18 protein-coding genes and 1 pseudogene are annotated in these 15,095 nt (G+C 68.1%); 5 read left to right on the top strand and 14 right to left on the bottom strand.

The features are described 5' to 3' along the window. Positions 1 to 9: 9 nt before the first annotated feature. Genes A5648_RS13215 through A5648_RS13205 form a run of 3 tightly spaced genes read right to left on the bottom strand, consistent with a single transcriptional unit; the run spans position 10 to position 1,669 of the window. A complete protein-coding gene (locus A5648_RS13215; RefSeq protein ID WP_065024984.1) occupies positions 10 to 489 on the bottom strand; it encodes a hypothetical protein in 480 nt (159 codons plus the stop codon). A 1-nt stretch (position 490) separates the two neighbouring features. Next, positions 491 to 841, bottom strand: coding sequence for a VOC family protein (locus A5648_RS13210; protein ID WP_065024983.1), 351 nt, complete (start codon positions 839 to 841; stop codon positions 491 to 493). A 21-nt stretch (positions 842 to 862) separates the two neighbouring features. Beyond that, positions 863 to 1,669: a MerR family transcriptional regulator gene (locus A5648_RS13205; protein ID WP_082966475.1), complete on the bottom strand. Its 807-nt coding sequence runs from the start codon at positions 1,667 to 1,669 to the stop codon at positions 863 to 865. Between the two features lie 64 nt (positions 1,670 to 1,733). Here A5648_RS13205 and A5648_RS13200 point away from each other — a divergent pair, with 64 nt between their 5' ends. Further along, positions 1,734 to 2,612, top strand: coding sequence for a crotonase/enoyl-CoA hydratase family protein (locus tag A5648_RS13200; protein ID WP_065024982.1), 879 nt, complete (start codon positions 1,734 to 1,736; stop codon positions 2,610 to 2,612). A 39-nt stretch (positions 2,613 to 2,651) separates the two neighbouring features. On the opposite strand, the gene A5648_RS13195 is transcribed toward A5648_RS13200, so the two are convergent. Further along, positions 2,652 to 3,041 carry a DUF1801 domain-containing protein gene (locus A5648_RS13195; RefSeq protein ID WP_065024981.1) on the bottom strand — a complete coding sequence of 130 codons (390 nt, stop codon included), beginning with the start codon at positions 3,039 to 3,041 and terminating at the stop codon, positions 2,652 to 2,654. A gap of 159 nt (positions 3,042 to 3,200) precedes the next feature. Here A5648_RS13195 and A5648_RS13185 point away from each other — a divergent pair, with 159 nt between their 5' ends. Continuing rightward, positions 3,201 to 4,268 (top strand): sigma-70 family RNA polymerase sigma factor, encoded by a 1,068-nt coding sequence (locus tag A5648_RS13185; RefSeq protein ID WP_234787420.1) that lies wholly within the window; start codon positions 3,201 to 3,203, stop codon positions 4,266 to 4,268. Between the two features lie 22 nt (positions 4,269 to 4,290). Here A5648_RS13185 and A5648_RS13180 read toward each other — a convergent pair whose 3' ends face one another. The 9 genes from A5648_RS13180 to A5648_RS13140 all read right to left on the bottom strand — a co-directional run bounded on the left by A5648_RS13180 (position 4,291) and on the right by A5648_RS13140 (position 12,914). After that, the gene (locus A5648_RS13180; protein WP_065024979.1) at positions 4,291 to 5,118 is read right to left on the bottom strand and encodes a sterol desaturase family protein; all 828 of its coding nucleotides are present in this window, start codon (positions 5,116 to 5,118) and stop codon (positions 4,291 to 4,293) included. Positions 5,119 to 5,123: 5 nt separating this feature from the next. Continuing rightward, positions 5,124 to 5,840, bottom strand: a complete 717-nt coding sequence (locus tag A5648_RS13175) for a FadR/GntR family transcriptional regulator (RefSeq protein WP_065024978.1) — start codon at positions 5,838 to 5,840, stop codon at positions 5,124 to 5,126. 58 nt (positions 5,841 to 5,898) lie between these two features. Further along, a complete protein-coding gene (locus A5648_RS13170; protein ID WP_065024977.1) occupies positions 5,899 to 7,623 on the bottom strand; it encodes a DUF3556 domain-containing protein in 1,725 nt (574 codons plus the stop codon). Between the two features lie 63 nt (positions 7,624 to 7,686). Further along, on the bottom strand, positions 7,687 to 9,192 hold the full coding sequence (prpD, locus tag A5648_RS13165) for a 2-methylcitrate dehydratase PrpD (RefSeq protein ID WP_065024976.1): 1,506 nt from the start codon (positions 9,190 to 9,192) through the stop codon (positions 7,687 to 7,689). Positions 9,193 to 9,269: 77 nt separating this feature from the next. Then, on the bottom strand, positions 9,270 to 9,779 hold the full coding sequence (locus tag A5648_RS13160; RefSeq protein WP_065025009.1) for a DoxX family protein: 510 nt from the start codon (positions 9,777 to 9,779) through the stop codon (positions 9,270 to 9,272). Between the two features lie 10 nt (positions 9,780 to 9,789). Then, positions 9,790 to 11,028 (bottom strand): DUF1298 domain-containing protein, encoded by a 1,239-nt coding sequence (locus A5648_RS13155; RefSeq protein ID WP_065025008.1) that lies wholly within the window; start codon positions 11,026 to 11,028, stop codon positions 9,790 to 9,792. Between the two features lie 11 nt (positions 11,029 to 11,039). Then, the gene (locus A5648_RS13150) at positions 11,040 to 11,930 is read right to left on the bottom strand and encodes an alpha/beta fold hydrolase (protein WP_065024975.1); all 891 of its coding nucleotides are present in this window, start codon (positions 11,928 to 11,930) and stop codon (positions 11,040 to 11,042) included. A gap of 10 nt (positions 11,931 to 11,940) precedes the next feature. Continuing rightward, positions 11,941 to 12,414: a hypothetical protein gene (locus A5648_RS13145; RefSeq protein ID WP_065024974.1), complete on the bottom strand. Its 474-nt coding sequence runs from the start codon at positions 12,412 to 12,414 to the stop codon at positions 11,941 to 11,943. Next, on the bottom strand, positions 12,411 to 12,914 hold the full coding sequence (locus tag A5648_RS13140) for an Mce protein (protein ID WP_065024973.1): 504 nt from the start codon (positions 12,912 to 12,914) through the stop codon (positions 12,411 to 12,413). The genes A5648_RS13145 and A5648_RS13140 overlap by 4 nt, the downstream gene beginning before the upstream one ends. A 25-nt stretch (positions 12,915 to 12,939) precedes the next feature. Between A5648_RS13140 and A5648_RS13135 the strand changes: the two genes are divergently transcribed. Both A5648_RS13135 and A5648_RS13130 read left to right on the top strand, forming a co-directional pair. Beyond that, positions 12,940 to 13,788, top strand: coding sequence for an alpha/beta fold hydrolase (locus A5648_RS13135; protein WP_109470790.1), 849 nt, complete (start codon positions 12,940 to 12,942; stop codon positions 13,786 to 13,788). Next, positions 13,789 to 14,610 carry an adenylate/guanylate cyclase domain-containing protein gene (locus tag A5648_RS13130; protein WP_207511698.1) on the top strand — a complete coding sequence of 274 codons (822 nt, stop codon included), beginning with the start codon at positions 13,789 to 13,791 and terminating at the stop codon, positions 14,608 to 14,610. A 122-nt stretch (positions 14,611 to 14,732) separates the two neighbouring features. On the opposite strand, the gene A5648_RS23390 is transcribed toward A5648_RS13130, so the two are convergent. Beyond that, on the bottom strand, positions 14,733 to 14,888 hold the full coding sequence (locus A5648_RS23390) for a hypothetical protein (protein WP_109401032.1): 156 nt from the start codon (positions 14,886 to 14,888) through the stop codon (positions 14,733 to 14,735). A gap of 22 nt (positions 14,889 to 14,910) precedes the next feature. On the opposite strand from A5648_RS23390, the pseudogene A5648_RS13125 reads away from it, so the two are divergent. Beyond that, positions 14,911 to 15,095, top strand: a pseudogene (locus A5648_RS13125) (guanylate cyclase); the annotation flags it as partial.

The raw sequence follows: 15,095 nt of genomic DNA, 5'->3' as shown, positions 1-15,095 counted from the left end.
CGGGGGGATTCATGCTCGTCGGGCGAGATACTCCTGCTTCAACTCCCAGGTCTTGCCATCGGCGCTGCGTTCGTCACGCCAGCGAAACGATTCCGGGCCGATGTCACGGAAACTCCACCGGATGGCGGAGCCATCCGGCAGCGTGCCGTCCTGCACGATCCCGTCCGCGTCGGCCCGGCCCAGTTGGTGTAGCCGAAGTCCCAGTTGTGGTTCGGTCCACTGGATGTGCCAGGCGTCGACGGCCGGGTCATAGACGCGCAGCGTGGTCCCGTGAAAGAGAGTTTCGGCGTGCCAGACGTCCTGGACGGCCCGGCCGTCGAGCACCCAGTCCGCGATCATCCAGCCGGAGACTTGGCGGGTGCCGTCGTCGCCATACCAGGTGATGTCGAGGTCCCACCGGCCGCCCACCAGCCATCCGTACAGCGCCATCGCCTCGCGATGTTCGGCGACGGGCCCGGTGGCCACCAATGCGTCTGCCAGCGAACCCATCTCAGGCCGCCACGATGTCGAACTCGTTGCCCTCGGGGTCGGCCAAGGTATTCCACCGGTAGCCGCCGTCGGCATGGTCGCCCAACCGGGCGGCGCCGAGTTCCAGGGCGCGCTCGACCGCGGCGGCAAGGTCCGCCGCGACGAGGTCGAGGTGCACCCGGTTCTTGACCTGCTTGCCCTCCGGTACCTGCACGAACGCCAGGTGCGGGGGCGATTCGGCCAATATGCCGATCGAGGCGAATTCGGCAGTGGCGCCGTCGTCGAGCGGCCAGGCCAACAACTGCGACCAGAACCGCGCCAGCTTGTCGGCGTCGGCGCAGTCGAATATGACGGTGTGCAGCGTGATCTTCATCGGTGAACTCCTTTGTCGTGGTCAGGATTTGGTGCGGAAGATCGGCCAGCACACCTCGGTTCGATGCGCTGGCTCGTCGTCGGTGTCGTAGCCGGACACCAGGTAGTACTCGCGGATGTGCCCGTCGACACCCAGTTCGCGTTCGGCGACGTGGGTGCCCAGCGCGGCATAGGTGCGGTCCAGCTCGCTGAATGCCCCGCGGTGCAGTGCCACCGCCAGTTCGGCGGCGGGAACCTCGAGTGCGTGCACCCGGCCCCGGGTCCGTGCGGCGGCCACCGGCCGAAATGCGATCACCTCACCGCGGCCGGCCTCGAAGAACTCGGCCGAGTACAGCGCACCGCGCACACCGGGAGCGTCGCCGTCGACGGCGGTGTCGAGGTCGGCGAACGCCTGCGTCCACCAGTCCTCGACGTCGTCCATATCGACCTGATCGACGACGGCCGCGGCCGACGTCGCAGGCACCGACCGGTAGGTCACATCGATTGCCCCGGTGGGCTGTTCGAGCAGTGACCGCAACGAGGCGACGCTGGACCGGGTGTGGCTCAGCTGGTCCTCGAGCCGCTGGAGGTGGGCCACGATGGCCCGGTTGCGGTCGGTGACGTTCTCGGCGCGGACCACCTCGGTCAGCTCGTCCAACGGCATCCCCAGATCCCGCAGCCGGCGGATTACCTGGGCTATCGGCACCTGACCCGGACTGTAGTAGCGGTATCCCGACGACGGGTCGACCCGGACCGGACTCAACAGGCCGCGCTCCTGGTACAGGCGCAACGCCTTGACGGTCAGATAGGTCATCCGGGCGAAATCCCCGATGGGTAACAAGGTGGTCACGACATCGAGTCTGGAGTCTCCCCCGGGGGCAGAGTCAACAGACCTGTGCAACTAGCCTCGGTTGATGGACTTCAACACGATCCGCCACGAGGTCGAAGACGGCATCCTCACCGTGTACCTGAACCGACCGGACAACCTCAACGCCTTCACCGTCGAGATGGCCGAGGAGCTGGAGCGCACCTTCGTCGAGGTCAACGACGACGACGGCGTCCGCGCGGTGATCGTCACCGGTGAGGGGCGGGCGTTCTGCGCGGGCATGGACCTGTCCAGCTCGGGCAACGTGTTCGGCCTCGACGAGTCGAAGACACCGTCCCTGGCCGACATGGCCGACCTCGACGATCCGGAGCTGGCCCGGGTGCGCGACACCGGCGGGCGGGTGACGCTGGCGATCTACGGCTGCCGCAAACCGGTGATCGCCGCGGTCAACGGTGCCGCGGTCGGGATCGGCGCCACCATGATGCTGGCGATGGACGCCCGGCTGTTCTCCACCAAGGCCCGGTTCGGGCTGGTGTTCGGCAAGCTAGGTATCACCCCGGAAGCCTGCTCGACCTGGTTCCTGCCCCGGATCGTCGGGGTGCCAACGGCTTTGGACCTGCTCTACCGCGCCGACATCCTGGACGCGGAGGGCGCGCGCGCCTGCGGGATCGCCCAGTCGCTGCACGAGCCGGACGTGCTGCTGGCGCAGGCGCGAGAGCTGGCCGATGCCTGGACCAAGGGCCGCTCGCCGGTGTCGTTCGCGCTGATCCGCCAGATGCTCTACCGCAACTCCGCGCAGCCCGACCCGGTGGACGCGCACCGGGTCGATTCGCTGGCGATGTTCTACACCAGCATCGGCGACGGGGCCGACGGGGTGCGGGCCTTCCTGGAGAAGCGTGACCCGCAGTTCACCTCCCGGGCCTCGGCGATGCCGCCGTTCTACGGCGAGTGGGTGCCGCGCGGGTAAGCCCCGCCGGCGGTGATCGCCGAGGCATCCAGTGTTACGTCATTGCGCGTTGAGTTCGGCGGCTGCGCGGACGAGGGCCGCGAAGGCCTTCGCGTCCAGGGTGTCGCCTTCCAGGAGGTCGATCGCACGCCGGGTGTTGCCGTCGAGGCTGGCGTTGAACAGTCCGGTCGGGTCGGGCAGCGAGGCTCCCTTGGCGAAGGTGAGCTTGACCTTCTCCCGGTAGGTCTCTCCGGTGCAGATGATCCCTTCCTGGTACCACGTGGGCACACCGCGCCATTTCCACTGTTCCACCACGGCGGGCAGCGTCGTGGTGATCACTTCGCGGATGGTGGCCAGCAGCTCACCGCGCCAGTCGGCCAATTCGGCGATGCGGCCGTCGATCAGAGCTGACGGATCATCGCTGTTGACCGTGCGCTTCTCGGATGCCATATGTGCGCTCCTCGATACGAGTACCTGAAATCTGATGATGCCGGATTCACGGTCTCACGCCTCGGGCAGCTCGGCGAACCGCTTCTTGACATCGTTGTACCAGCCCATCGCCTTCATGGGGCGGCGCCAGCGGCCCTTCATGTCGTCTCGGGCTGGCACGTGGGCGCCGTCGCCGGCCTTGACGAGTTCCTTGAGGTGCCGGTCCTGCGCCTTGATGATCTCGTCGGCGCTCTCACCGCGGTGGACGAAGCTGCACGGGCCACCCAGTTCCTGGCAGGTCATGGTCTTCACGGGGTTCTCCTCCTCTGGTCGCACCGGGCGGTCCGGGTGCGTCAGGATGTTGACGCACCCGACGACGAAAGTGTGACCGCCATGGTGAGTGACGAGCAGCTTGCTGACGGCTTCGAGGCCGAGCGCCCACGCCTGCAGCGCATCGCTGCGCACATCCTGGGCGATGCCGACGCGGCGCAGGACGTCGTTCAGCAGGCGTGGTTGCGGCTGGTGGCCGCCGATGCCCCGATCACAAATCTGCCGGGCTGGCTGACAACAGTGACCTCTCGGCTGTGCTTGGACCGGCTACGAACTCGTACGCCGATACCGACGGAGTCGATAGACGTTGAAACGACGGCACCCGATCCCGCCGACGACTTGGTACTGGCTGACACCATCGGCATCGCACTGCAGGTGGTGCTCGACCGGCTCACGCCCGCCGAGCGGGTGGCGTTTGTCTTGCACGACAGCTTCGGTTTTGACTTCGAGTTGATCGCGACGATGCTCGACACCACCTCGGTCGCGGCGCGCAAGCTGGCCTCGCGAGCTCGGGCCAAGGTGCGCCCACCAGCGCCCGCCGATGCCCTCGCCGATTGGGAGGTCGTGGACGCGTTTATGACCGCGGCACGCGAGGGAGACTTCGCACAGCTGCTCGAGTTGCTGGCTCCCGACGTGGTGGTGACTGCCGATGCGTCCGCGATTGCGCTTGGGACGCCGACGCGCTTGGAAGGCGCCGGCGAGGTAGCCGGTTTCTTCAACGGCGCTGCGGCAGCTGCCTTTGCTGTGTTCGTCGAGAATCGCCCGGGCGCCGCCTGGATCCACCGCGGACAGGTCAAGGTCGCCTTCGACTTCACCGTCGCGACCGGGCAGATCCATCACCTGCGGTTCCGCGCCGCCGAGGACGTCCTGGCGGGGGTCCGACATCGTGTCGGTAGCAACGCCCGGGATTCTGGGTAATCTTCGCGAGTCGCGCTGCCTGTCAGCCGGCGGGCTGCCATCCCGGCCCGCGAAACAGGTGGCCCCATACCGCCCGCCAATTGCGTGCACCCCGTACGTCGCGCCAGATCGCGACGTACTCGTGGGTGGCCACCCGCACCGGGTTGAACGTCTCGATGTTCTTGGTGAGCCCGTAGACGACCCGCTCCACCTCCGGCTGGAAGGTGCCGAACAGCCGGTCCCACACGATGAGGATGCCGCCGTAGTTCGTGTCGAGGTACTTCTCGTTCGACCCGTGGTGGACCCGGTGGTGCGACGGGGTGTTGAAGACGAATTCGACGGGCCGCCAGAGCTTTCCGACCCGCTCGGTGTGGATGAAGAACTGGTAGAGCAGGCTGATGGACTGCTGCAGCAGGATCATCCACGGGGCGAACCCGGCGAACGCCAGCAGCACCCAGAACGGGACCGCGGTGAACGGTGTCCAGGTCTGACGCAGGGCGGTGGACAGGTTGTAGTGCTGACTGGAGTGGTGCACCACGTGGCTGGCCCAGAACACCCGGATGGTGTGGTGGGTGCGGTGGTACCAGTAGTAGGCGAAGTCGTCGGCGACGAACAGCGCGATCCAGGTCAGCGGGTTACTCGCCGGCAGGTGAACCGGCGCCAGCAGGTAGGCCCCGCTGAAGACCGCCAGCACCGCCAGCTTCCAGCCGATGTTGATGATCACGTTGCCGATGCCCATGGTGAGACTGGTTCGGGTATCCCGTAATTCGTAGCCACGCTCCTCGTCGTTCGGCAGCACCGCGAAGGACACCAACTCCAGAACCAGGCAGAGCACGAAGACCGGGATCGCGTGTGCGATGAGATCGAACACGGCGGTTACCCCTCCCCTTCGGCGTCGGCCTGGCAGGCCGCCACGAACCGGGTCAGCAACTCTTCGGCCAGCCGGTACGCGGCGTCCTCGTCGGCTGCCGCGATCGCGGCGGCCAGGTCGATGTGTGCGCTGCGGTCAGCGAATTCGGCGGCCCCCAGCGCGTAGATCGCCTCACGTCCGATCTCGTCGTAGGCGGCGACCAGGGTGTTCAGCGCCAGCCGGTAGGCGATGTTGCCGGACCCGTCGATGACGGCGATCCAGAACGTCAGGTCGGCGTCGATCACCAACTCCAGCTCCCCGGAGGCCGGGTATGCCGTGGCGGCGGCAGTGATCGCGGACCGCTGCTGCGCCGAGGCGCTCCGCGCGCAGAGTCGTGCGGCATCCGCAGCGATCGAACGCCGCATCACCGCGACGTCGCCGATGATCTGGCGCGCGGGGATCACTCCGGCAAGGGCCAGCCCGGTCAGGGCATCCAGGCCGGCGCTTTCGCGCCAGTCCAGCACCCGGGTCTTACCGCCGTGGCTGATCCGGACCAGCCCGGCCTGCTGCAACCGCTTGAGCGCCTCGCGCACCGCATGCCGGTTGACCTGCAGAGTCAGGGACAGTTCGCGTTCGGACGGCAGGGGTTCGCCGGCCGGCAGGCGTCCGGTCAGGATCTCCTCGACGAGGCGCACGAAGATCGTGTCGGAGATCGCGGTCCGGGGAATGGGCGCCAGATCCATGGGCTATATGGTCGAGCACCGGGCCCGACTGGTCAACTGGTTGGACCAGTTATCTGGGTCACATCGCGACGTGTACCGGCACGTCGTCGTCCCACGGCTGGCGGGTCACCATGTCGGCTACCCGCACATAGCCGCGCTCGAATTCCCCCGTGGCGGCGTCCACCAGCCGGTAGGACTGGGTTTGCCGGTGGATGGGCTGGGCGTCGAGAATCACCACCCGCACCTCCCCCGGCTCGAATCTGCACCGCTGCTGCAACGCGGCGATCAGCTGTTCGTTACTGAAGTGCCCGTCACCGAAGTTCCAGCCGATCGCGGTGCTGGTGATCCGCTCGCCGTCGGTGAGGACGTAGTCGTCCTCGTTCTGATCGGCCATCGCGCGGTGCGCCAAGGTGAACAACGCCCGGCCGTGAGTGTTGAAGGCACGGAACGCATATCCCATGTACATCGGGATCTGGGCAGCCTCCTTGCTGCCGTAGAACTTCTCCAGCTGAGCAGCGGGCATGCTGGCGATCGCGACGATGCCGGCGGCGATCTTCGCGTCGGCGGACGGTTTGATGCACCACAGTGTGGTATCCCAGTTGCCGGCGTAGTAGCGCATGCCCGGCAGGAAGGAGACCTTGCGCGGGAACAGGTTTCCGAGTGCGACGGTTCCCGCGACCACGACGAACAGCAGGATCGGCAGCGGCGTCGTCAGATCGCCCAGCCCGACGCCGGCGTGGCCGACGAAAAGCGCCAGCACCGAGAACATCATGAACACGTTCCATTCCAGCGGAACTCCCATCGGAATCGCCGACAGGATGCCGAAGTGGAAGCACAGCATGACGAACGCGGCGATCGCGGTGGGCCACCCGCCGTGGCTGAAGAACAACACCAGCGGAACACCCATCTCGATCACCGTGGAGAAATGCGCGAGCCAGCGCGACAATCGGCCCGGCCGCAGGTCGTCCGGAAAGTGTTCGAAGAACTTGCGTTTGACCGACCGCGCCCGAAACAACGGGTTGTTGCTCATCATCGTGGAGATGACGAACGGGAAGTGCTTGTTGAGTTTGGAGGTCGCCGCGCCCAGCCAGATGACCAGGCATACCAGTTTGGCGCCCAGGATCAGGTCCACGCCGTAGCCGGCGAACAGGAAGGCGACGGTCAAGGAGGCATAGACCTCACCGCGGGCCGCCAGGAAGATCACCTTGTCGCGAAGCCCAAGCACCGCCAGCACGCCCAGCACCGCCCAGATCTGCCATGCCGGCAGCACCCCGACCGTAGTCCCCAGCGCCGGGACCGGCCCGGTCGCGTCGGAGAACAGCGCAATGAGCAGCAACACCAGCAGCGTGCCGTACAGCGCAGCGTCGAACGGGGTACGGCGATCGCCGGCGGTCAGCGGTATCCGACCCGGCCACGGCGGCAGCCGAATGGTGTTCGGGCGCAACCAGTACAAGATTGATCCCATCGGCGGGAAGAACCGGTTGTTCAGTGGCCCGAACCCGCAGCCCAGGCCGATCACCTCGAACAACATCGTGTAGAGCACGACCTTCTCGAACACCACCGGCTCGGCGTACCAATGCGCGACATCGGTGAAGCCATCGATACCGCGCGTGGTCAGACAGATCAGCCACGCACCCAGGATGTACAGGCCGATCTTGACCACGTAGAACAGATGCAGCAGCACCGGGGTGCCGAAGCCGACTTCGGCCCAGTGCCGGGCCATCGGGATGATGCGCTCCGCCCGAGTGCCCCGGCTCCACTCCTCGAAATCGATCTGTGGGGTGTCCTGTTTGAGAAAGCCCATGAGCGTCAGATTAGAACGTGTTCTAGGTACGCGCGGGGAAACCCCCGAGCCCACCTGGCCCGCTCACCGGAATATCCCCTCCGGGGTATCCGGCGCCTTGTCCAGCACCAGGGGATCGACCAGGATGTTCAAGGCACCCAGTTGCCCGCCGTCAAGGCCCGCCAGGCCCTCGACCGCCCCCAGGAACCGATGCTGCTCGGCCGGTTCGACCACTGCGTCGGCGAGCTCGGCGAACTTGGCGGTGTACTGCGTGCGCCCGAATGGTCGCGCCCCCAACGGATGCGCGTCGGCGATGGCCAGTTCGTCGGTGATCACCGTGCCGCTCTTCAATGTCACCTCGGCGCGCGCCCCGAAAGCTTTCTCGTCCGGCTCGGTCGAGTGGTAACGGCGGGTCCACTCCAAGTCTTCGACGGTGGAGATCTTGTGCCACAGCGCAATGGTGTCCGGGCGGTGCGCCCGCTGACGCGCGTAGGAGCGCTCGTGGTGCCAGGCGCCGTCCTGCAAGGCCACCGCGAAGATGTACATCGCCGAGTGGTCGAGGGTCTCGCGCGAGGCATCCGGGTCGGACTTCTGCGGATCACCCGAGCCCGTCCCGATCACGTAGTGGGTGTGGTGGCTGGTGTGCAGCACGATCGATGCGACCTGCTCCAAATCGCCGATGCGTTCCCGCAGCCGGCGCGCCAGATCGATCAGCGCCTGGCTCTGGTATTCGGCCGAGTGCTCCTTGGTGTAGCTGTCCAGGATGGCGCGCTTGGGTTCGCCGGGGCCGGGCAGCGCCACCCGGTAGGTGTGCTCGGGACCGGACAACAGCCACGCGATGACGCCGTCTTCGCCCTCCCAGATCGGTGCGGGGGATCCCTCACCGCGCATCGCCCGGTCGACCGCCTCGATGCCCACCTTGCCGGCGTGAGCCGGGGCATAGGCCTTCCAGCTGGAAATCCGTCCCTTACGGGACTGCCGGGTGGCTGTCGTCAGGTGCAGCGCCTGGCCGATCGAGGAGTAGATGACCTCCGGATCGAGCCGCAGCATGGTGCCGATGCCGGCGGCCACCGACGGGCCCAGGTGCGCGACGTGGTCGATCTTGTGCTCGTGCAGGCAGATTCCCTTGGCCAGGCCGATCTGCACCTCGTAGGCGGTGGCCAGACCACGGATCAGCTCGGAGCCGGAGACACCGAGTTGTTGGGCGACCGCGACCAGTGGCGGAATGTTGTCGCCGGGGTGGGAGTATTCGGCGGCCAGGAACGTGTCGTGAAAGTCCAGCTCGCGCACCGCAACCCCGTTGGCCCAGGCCGCCCACTCCGCCGAGTAGCCACCGGGAACGCCGAACACCTGCGCGCCCGGCTCAGCCGGGTGGGCCAGCGCCTGACGGCGGGCGACCGTCACCGGCCGGCGCAACACCGCCGCAGCGCTGACGGCGGCGTTGTCGATGATCCGGTTGATCACCATCTCGGCGGTGTCGTCTGGCACGGCGACCGGATCGACCGCCAGCTCCGCGATCTTCCAGGCAAGGTGCTCCGAGCGGGGAAAGTCCTCGGCGCTGCGGCGGGTTCGGACCTCGTGTACCTGCATGTTTCACACCGTACGCACGATTTCGAAACGCCAGTCGGCCAACGCGTTTCAGTTCAGCCAGGCGGCAGCGGACTGGCTTACTCGCCGGTCACGGCCGGCGGCCGGTAGAACAGCACCAGCTGGCCGATCGCACCGGCCAGCCCCAGCCCGACCGAGATCGCCAGGCCCGCCCAGCCGTTGAGCCAACAGCGGCAGAAGATCTGGTGATCGAGGCTGAGCCGGCCCGGCCCGAGCATTGCCACCACGACGGCGCCGGTGGCCAGCACCAGGTTGTATTCCCAGCCCTCGCTGAGCACGAAGAAGCCGTTCCCGCGGTGCACGGTCCACACCGCGACCGCCATCAGCGCCACAAACCCGGCGGCCGCGATCGGGGTGAGCAGGCCGGCGGCCAATCCCAGCCCAGCGGTGATCTCGGCGCTGGCGGCCGTCACCGCCTGGAATTTGCCGTATTTCATCCCGATGCTCTCGAACCACCCAGCGGTGCCCGGGATACGGCCCCCGCCGAAGAACTTGTTGAGACCGTGTGCCGCCAGGGTCACGCCCAGCACCAAGCGCAGGATCAGCAAAGCAACATCAGCAGCGGCCATGTGCCCCAAACTACAATGACGCATCCAGTAATCGTAGATATCCGTCGATTTCACTGATCGCCGACTCGGCGGCGTGCACGCTGATCACCACGGTGTCGCCGATGCCGTGGACGCCGTGGGTGAGGCCCATCGCCGGGGACAGCGCGGGAAACCCGGCGGTCAGCAGCACCGGCGCGGTGCCGAAGCGCAGGTCCGCCGCACCTCGGTACACGCTGGACACCACGGTGTTGCCGGTCACCCGCACCGGCCGGGTCTGCGGGTCGAACTTTCCAATACCCCAGCGCAACAGCGCCGCCGGTGTCGCCGCGAAGGCTCGGTCGGCGGCCGCCGTGGCCGGGTGCTTGGCACGAAGCCGGCCGCCGGCCAGGTCGGCAGCGATCCGTTCGCAGCGCGCCTCACGATCCGATCGCGGATACAGCCCCACCGCAATGTTGCCGAAATGGTTGTGCGCCAGTCGAATGCCGGTCTTGGCCATTGGCACCTCGGCGCCCAGCGCATCGCACGGCTCGTCGAGGTACTCCGACAGCGCCGCGGACACCGCCGATAGCACTGCCACGGTGACGGTGGGCCCGCTCAGTTCCGCACGGTGGCGCACCAGGGTGCGTACCGCGCGGGCGCCGGCAGGCCGGTTGTTGGTGGCCAGCGGCGGCCGGTCCCCGACGGCAGGCGGTAACAGTCCGGCCGCGGTATCCCGGACGCGGCTGCGGTGAGCCCGTGCCGCGACGACGGCGCGCCGGGGCAGAAACCCGCGCGCCGGGGTGCCCACCGCGGTCACCGGCGCGGCGCGCCCGAACAGCCACGCCGCCAGCGCTGAGGCCCGCGCCCCGTCCGCGAGGGCGTGTGCCACCTGCAGCACTGCCACCGTGCCGGCGCCGCGGTGGCCCGGGATGCCGTGCACCGGTGCGAACACGTGCAGCCGCCACGGCGCCGCCCGGACGTCGAGCTGGTCATCGCTGAGCCGCACCACCGCGTCCAGGCAACCGGCCCAGCTGTCCTCGGGGGCGCGATGCCGAACCGTGCCGATGTGGTCGAACGCCGGAACCCACCGCGGGTGGCCCAGCGAACCGGCATCCTGGACCCGCATGGTCAGCGCCGGGCTCTGCCGGGCCCGGTCCAGCAGCGCCTGCACGGCAGCGTCGAGGTCGGCCGGCACCCCGGCGAAGGCGTAGAGCAGGAACTGGTCGCTGGGGATCTTCGCCGACATCCAGTAGAACTGCGCGTCGACCGCGGTCATCCGATGTCCGCGCATCGCCCGGCTCATCAGGTCAAGAATTGCAGCACCCGGTCGGCCACCTCGTCGGGCTGCTCGAGTTGCAGGAAATGCCCGGCATGCTCGACCACGGCCGCGGTACTGCCGTCCGCCAGCGCCGGACCCACCCACCGCGTGAAGGCCGGTGACATGCAGCCGTCGGTGCGTCCGTGCAGGTACAGGATCGGCAACCGCGGCAGCTGCAGCCAGTACCGGTGCAGATCGGCGTATCGGTCCGGCACCTGCACACTGCGCAGGGCGCGGTAGGGGCCCAGCGCCGCCCGCCAGCCCTCCGGCGTCCCGATCGCCGCGTCGACGTGCCGCAGATCCTCCTCGGCGTCATAACCGGGTGACCAGCGCCGCCACAGCCGCGGCAGCACCCACGAGGCGGACCGATCCGGCAGCCACGGCAGTTGGAAGTAGCCGATGTACCAGCTACGGACCAGCTGCGCCGGCAGATGGCCGGCCAGGACGATCCCGTCCGCTGCCCCGGCCGCGCGAAGCGCCGCCGGCGGGGGCACCGACATGATCACCGCCTTGGCGAACGGACTGTCCGGCATGGCGGCCAAGCCGGTGGCCGTGATCGCGCCCCAGTCGTGACCGATCACCACATCGCGTCCGGTCCCGCCCACGGTGTCGTAGACCCGCAGCGCGTCGTCCATCAACGCCCCGAGGTGGTAGCTGCCGTCGTCGGGGATCGACGACGGGGCGTAACCCCGCATGAACGGCGCCACCACATGCCAGCCGGCCGCGACCAGCCGGGGCGCCACCCGACGCCATCCGTAGGGAGTATCGGGAAAGCCGTGCAGGCACAACGCCACCGGGTTGCCCGGCTCTCCCCAACTCAGGGCCTTGAGCGCCACCTCGGGTGCCGTCACGTCGATCCACCGCGGTTCACTCATCGTCTACCCCTCAGACCGGCTCGAAACCCGCGACCAGCCACCGGCCGTCGACTTTGTCCAATGTCACCCGGTAGCTCGAATCGACCTCAGCGGGCTCGGCGGAGCCGACCGTGACGGTGCGGTCGGCGAAGACCAGCACTGCCGCGTGATCGCGGGTGGCCCACACCGATGCCGCTGCCGGAACCTCGGCCACCGCGGTGACATTGCGCGCCTTGGCATCGGGGATGATCCGATCGCGGGCGCGCGCCGCGAATTCCGCCCGGAAGCCGTCGGTCATCAGCTGCTGTGCACCGGCCAGATCGCGTTCGATGGTGTCGGGAGCAAACGTCAGTATTCGGATCGTGGTTTCGGTTGCGGCCGAGATGGTTTCGGCGCTCTCCGCCTCGTCGGCGCGAATCGTCCCCTCGTACCACTTCATCCACCCGGCCGCTACTGCCATGGCCAGGATCAGCCCCGGCAGCACCCCGTAGACCAGCCGCCTCATGTCACGTACTCGACGTCGGAAACCTTGGCCTGCTTGCCCACCCGCTGCACCGTCATCCGCATCCTCAGCTCGTGCGGCTGCAGATCCAGACCGCCCAGATGCTTTGAGGCGACGCTGACGGCGACCAGCACCTGCGCCTCGTCCCCGGACTGCCATTCCAGACCCGCCTCGCTCACCGCGCTGACCGCCTGCGAGTGCTCCCGGGTGACGGTCTCGATCAGCACCGGGGCCCGTTCGGCGAACCGCTCGTAGAACTCGCCGGTCGCCGAGTCGAGGACGCGCTGCACATCACCTTGGGGGTCCTGGTAGTCGACCGTGGTGAGGTGAAGGGCGGTCTGCCGGGCGGCATGCAGAAACATCTCCCGCTGCGCGACGGCGCGGTGGGCCGCTTCGGCACGGAACCCGAGCCAGCCGAGCAGGCCCGCCAAAACCAGCACCCCGATCAGCCCTGCGATCAGTGCGCGACGCTGCCCGACGTCGGCGATGTCCTCACCCACCATGATTCACACTGTCTACCATTTCCTGATGAGCACAGCCCAGACCGTCGACTTCGACGGCGTCGGCGGAGTCACGCTGGTCGCCGATGAATGGAACCGCGGTCTCGCCGCAGACGCCGACCCGACGATCGTGATGCTGCACGGGGGTGGCCAGAATCGGCACTCCTGGCACAAGACCGGTCAGATCCTGGCCGAGCGGGGTTATCACGTCGTTGCGCTCGACACCCGCGGTCACGGTGACAGTGACCGCGCGCCCGGCGCCGACTACGCCATCGAGACGCTCGCCGCCGACGCCGTCGCGGTGATCGAGGCGATCGGCCGCCCGGTGGTGCTGATCGGGGCGAGCATGGGCGGGCTGACCGGGATACTGGTCGCCGATCAGGCAGGCCCGCAGCGGGTGGTCAAGCTGGTGCTGGTCGATGTGGTGCCGCGCTACGAGAAGAAGGGCAGCGCGCGGATCCGCGACTTCATGTTCAGCCACATCGACGGCTTCGACTCACTGGAGCAGGCCGCCGACGCCGTGGCGGAATACCTGCCGCACCGGCCCAAACCCCGCAGTCCCGAGGGCTTGAAGAAGAATCTTCGGTTCCGCGACGGCCGCTGGTTCTGGCATTGGGATCCGGCGTTGATGACCAAGCCCGGCGACGACCCGGCGCTGCGCACCGACAAGATCGAGGCGGCCGCCATCGGCCTGCAGATCCCGATCCTGCTGATCCGGGGCAAGCTCTCCGATGTGGTCAGCGCCGAAGGCGTCGCGGACTTCCTGGCCAAGGTTCCCGGCGCGCGGTTGGTCGAATTGTCCGAGGCCGGGCACACGGCGGCCGGCGACGACAACGACGCCTTCAGTGCGGCCGTCGTCGAGTTCGTGTCCCGCTGAATGTTCGGGATCGGGTGGCTGACGCCGACGCTGCTGGCGGTCGGCGCACTGGCGACGGTGGTCGTCGCCGAGGCCGTTGCCCTGGCGGTGTTGACGCGACAGCTGCGTCAGGCCCGGGCCGAGGCCGAGGAGCTGCGACAGCGCGTCGACACCCGCAACCTGCTGTTGAGCGGCGGTCGTGAGGCCGTCAAAACCGTGTGGCAGACCGCAAACCTGGTGCGCAAGGAGGGGTTTGGGGCAGCCGTACGTTCATCCATCGAAGACCTCGCTGACTGGGCCGAGGTGGAGCGACCCGATTTGGCCCGCCTCACCCCGGACGGTCATGTGGTGATCTTGTTCACCGACATCGAGGAGTCCACCGCGCTGAACGAACGCATCGGCGACCGCGCCTGGGTGAAGCTGATCGCCCGCCATGACGAGATGGTGCAGCGCACGGTCCGCGCGCACGGCGGGCATGTGGTCAAAAGCCAGGGCGACGGGTACATGATCGCGTTCGCGCAACCCGACCAGGCGGTGCGCTGCGCCATGGAGCTGCAACGCGCACTGCAGCCGCGGCGCGGCCGCAAGCCGGGGCACCCGATCCGGGTTCGTATCGGCGTGCACATGGGCCGCTCGGTGCGCCGCGGCGACGACCTGTTCGGGCGCAATGTCGCGATGGCCGCCCGGGTTGCCGCGGCCGCCGACGGCGCCGAGATCCTGGTCAGCGGAGCGGTGCGCGACGCGGTCAAGGATTGCGACGACATCACCGTCGGCGCCGGCCGCGACGCCGAATTGAAGGGCTTTGCCGGCACCCACCGCCTGTACGCGGTCAACGTCGACTAAGAGTTGACCGCTCCGCCGGGCCCATGCGGCGGTCGCAGCTACGCCTCTCCTTCGTCGAGCCTCGCTCAACCGCCGGGTCCATGCGGCGGTCGCAGCTTCGCCTCTCCTTCGTCGAGCCTCGCTCAACCGCCGGCTTCGGCCAGCCGCTGATGCAGCCGGGCGCGGACCTCTTCGGGCGTGTAGGCCCGCCGCCGTCGCTGGTCTCGGGCCACCAGCACTCCCCCGGCGGCGACTCCGACCACGCCCGCCAGGCCGATCCATTTCCAAATGCTGCGCACGATCACACCCTATGGTGCTGACGTGGACGAACACACCGTGACGTTGGAGCGTGCGCTGGCCGAGACCCGCACCGGCGACATCTGGCTGTTCCGCGGCCGCTCCGGTCCCGACCGCGCCATCCAGACCCTGTCCAACGCCCCGGTGAACCACGTCGGGATGACGGTGGCCCTCGACGACCTGCCGCCGCTGATCTGGCATGCGGAACT

Source organism: Mycolicibacter sinensis (assembly GCF_001673565.1).
GTDB lineage: Bacteria > Actinomycetota > Actinomycetes > Mycobacteriales > Mycobacteriaceae > Mycobacterium > Mycobacterium sinense_C.
Note: the sequence above shows the minus strand (reverse complement) of the source record. Positions and strands in the feature narration are given on the sequence as shown.

What these genes read in the sequence shown, in the direction of transcription:
- A5648_RS13150 (WP_065024975.1), bottom strand. Translation starts at nt 11,930, where the DNA reads ATGAGTGAACCGCGGTGGATCGACGTGACGGCACCCGAGGTGGCGCTC.
- A5648_RS13175 (WP_065024978.1), bottom strand. Translation starts at nt 5,840, where the DNA reads ATGGATCTGGCGCCCATTCCCCGGACCGCGATCTCCGACACGATCTTC.
- A5648_RS13145 (WP_065024974.1), bottom strand. Translation starts at nt 12,414, where the DNA reads ATGAGGCGGCTGGTCTACGGGGTGCTGCCGGGGCTGATCCTGGCCATG.
- A5648_RS13135 (WP_109470790.1), top strand. Translation starts at nt 12,940, where the DNA reads ATGAGCACAGCCCAGACCGTCGACTTCGACGGCGTCGGCGGAGTCACG.
- A5648_RS13140 (WP_065024973.1), bottom strand. Translation starts at nt 12,914, where the DNA reads ATGGTGGGTGAGGACATCGCCGACGTCGGGCAGCGTCGCGCACTGATC.
- A5648_RS13195 (WP_065024981.1), bottom strand. Translation starts at nt 3,041, where the DNA reads ATGGCATCCGAGAAGCGCACGGTCAACAGCGATGATCCGTCAGCTCTG.
- A5648_RS13215 (WP_065024984.1), bottom strand. Translation starts at nt 489, where the DNA reads ATGGGTTCGCTGGCAGACGCATTGGTGGCCACCGGGCCCGTCGCCGAA.
- A5648_RS13210 (WP_065024983.1), bottom strand. Translation starts at nt 841, where the DNA reads ATGAAGATCACGCTGCACACCGTCATATTCGACTGCGCCGACGCCGAC.
- A5648_RS13160 (WP_065025009.1), bottom strand. Translation starts at nt 9,779, where the DNA reads ATGGCCGCTGCTGATGTTGCTTTGCTGATCCTGCGCTTGGTGCTGGGC.
- A5648_RS13170 (WP_065024977.1), bottom strand. Translation starts at nt 7,623, where the DNA reads ATGGGCTTTCTCAAACAGGACACCCCACAGATCGATTTCGAGGAGTGG.
- A5648_RS13130 (WP_207511698.1), top strand. Translation starts at nt 13,789, where the DNA reads ATGTTCGGGATCGGGTGGCTGACGCCGACGCTGCTGGCGGTCGGCGCA.
- A5648_RS13200 (WP_065024982.1), top strand. Translation starts at nt 1,734, where the DNA reads ATGGACTTCAACACGATCCGCCACGAGGTCGAAGACGGCATCCTCACC.
- prpD (WP_065024976.1), bottom strand. Translation starts at nt 9,192, where the DNA reads ATGCAGGTACACGAGGTCCGAACCCGCCGCAGCGCCGAGGACTTTCCC.
- A5648_RS13155 (WP_065025008.1), bottom strand. Translation starts at nt 11,028, where the DNA reads ATGCGCGGACATCGGATGACCGCGGTCGACGCGCAGTTCTACTGGATG.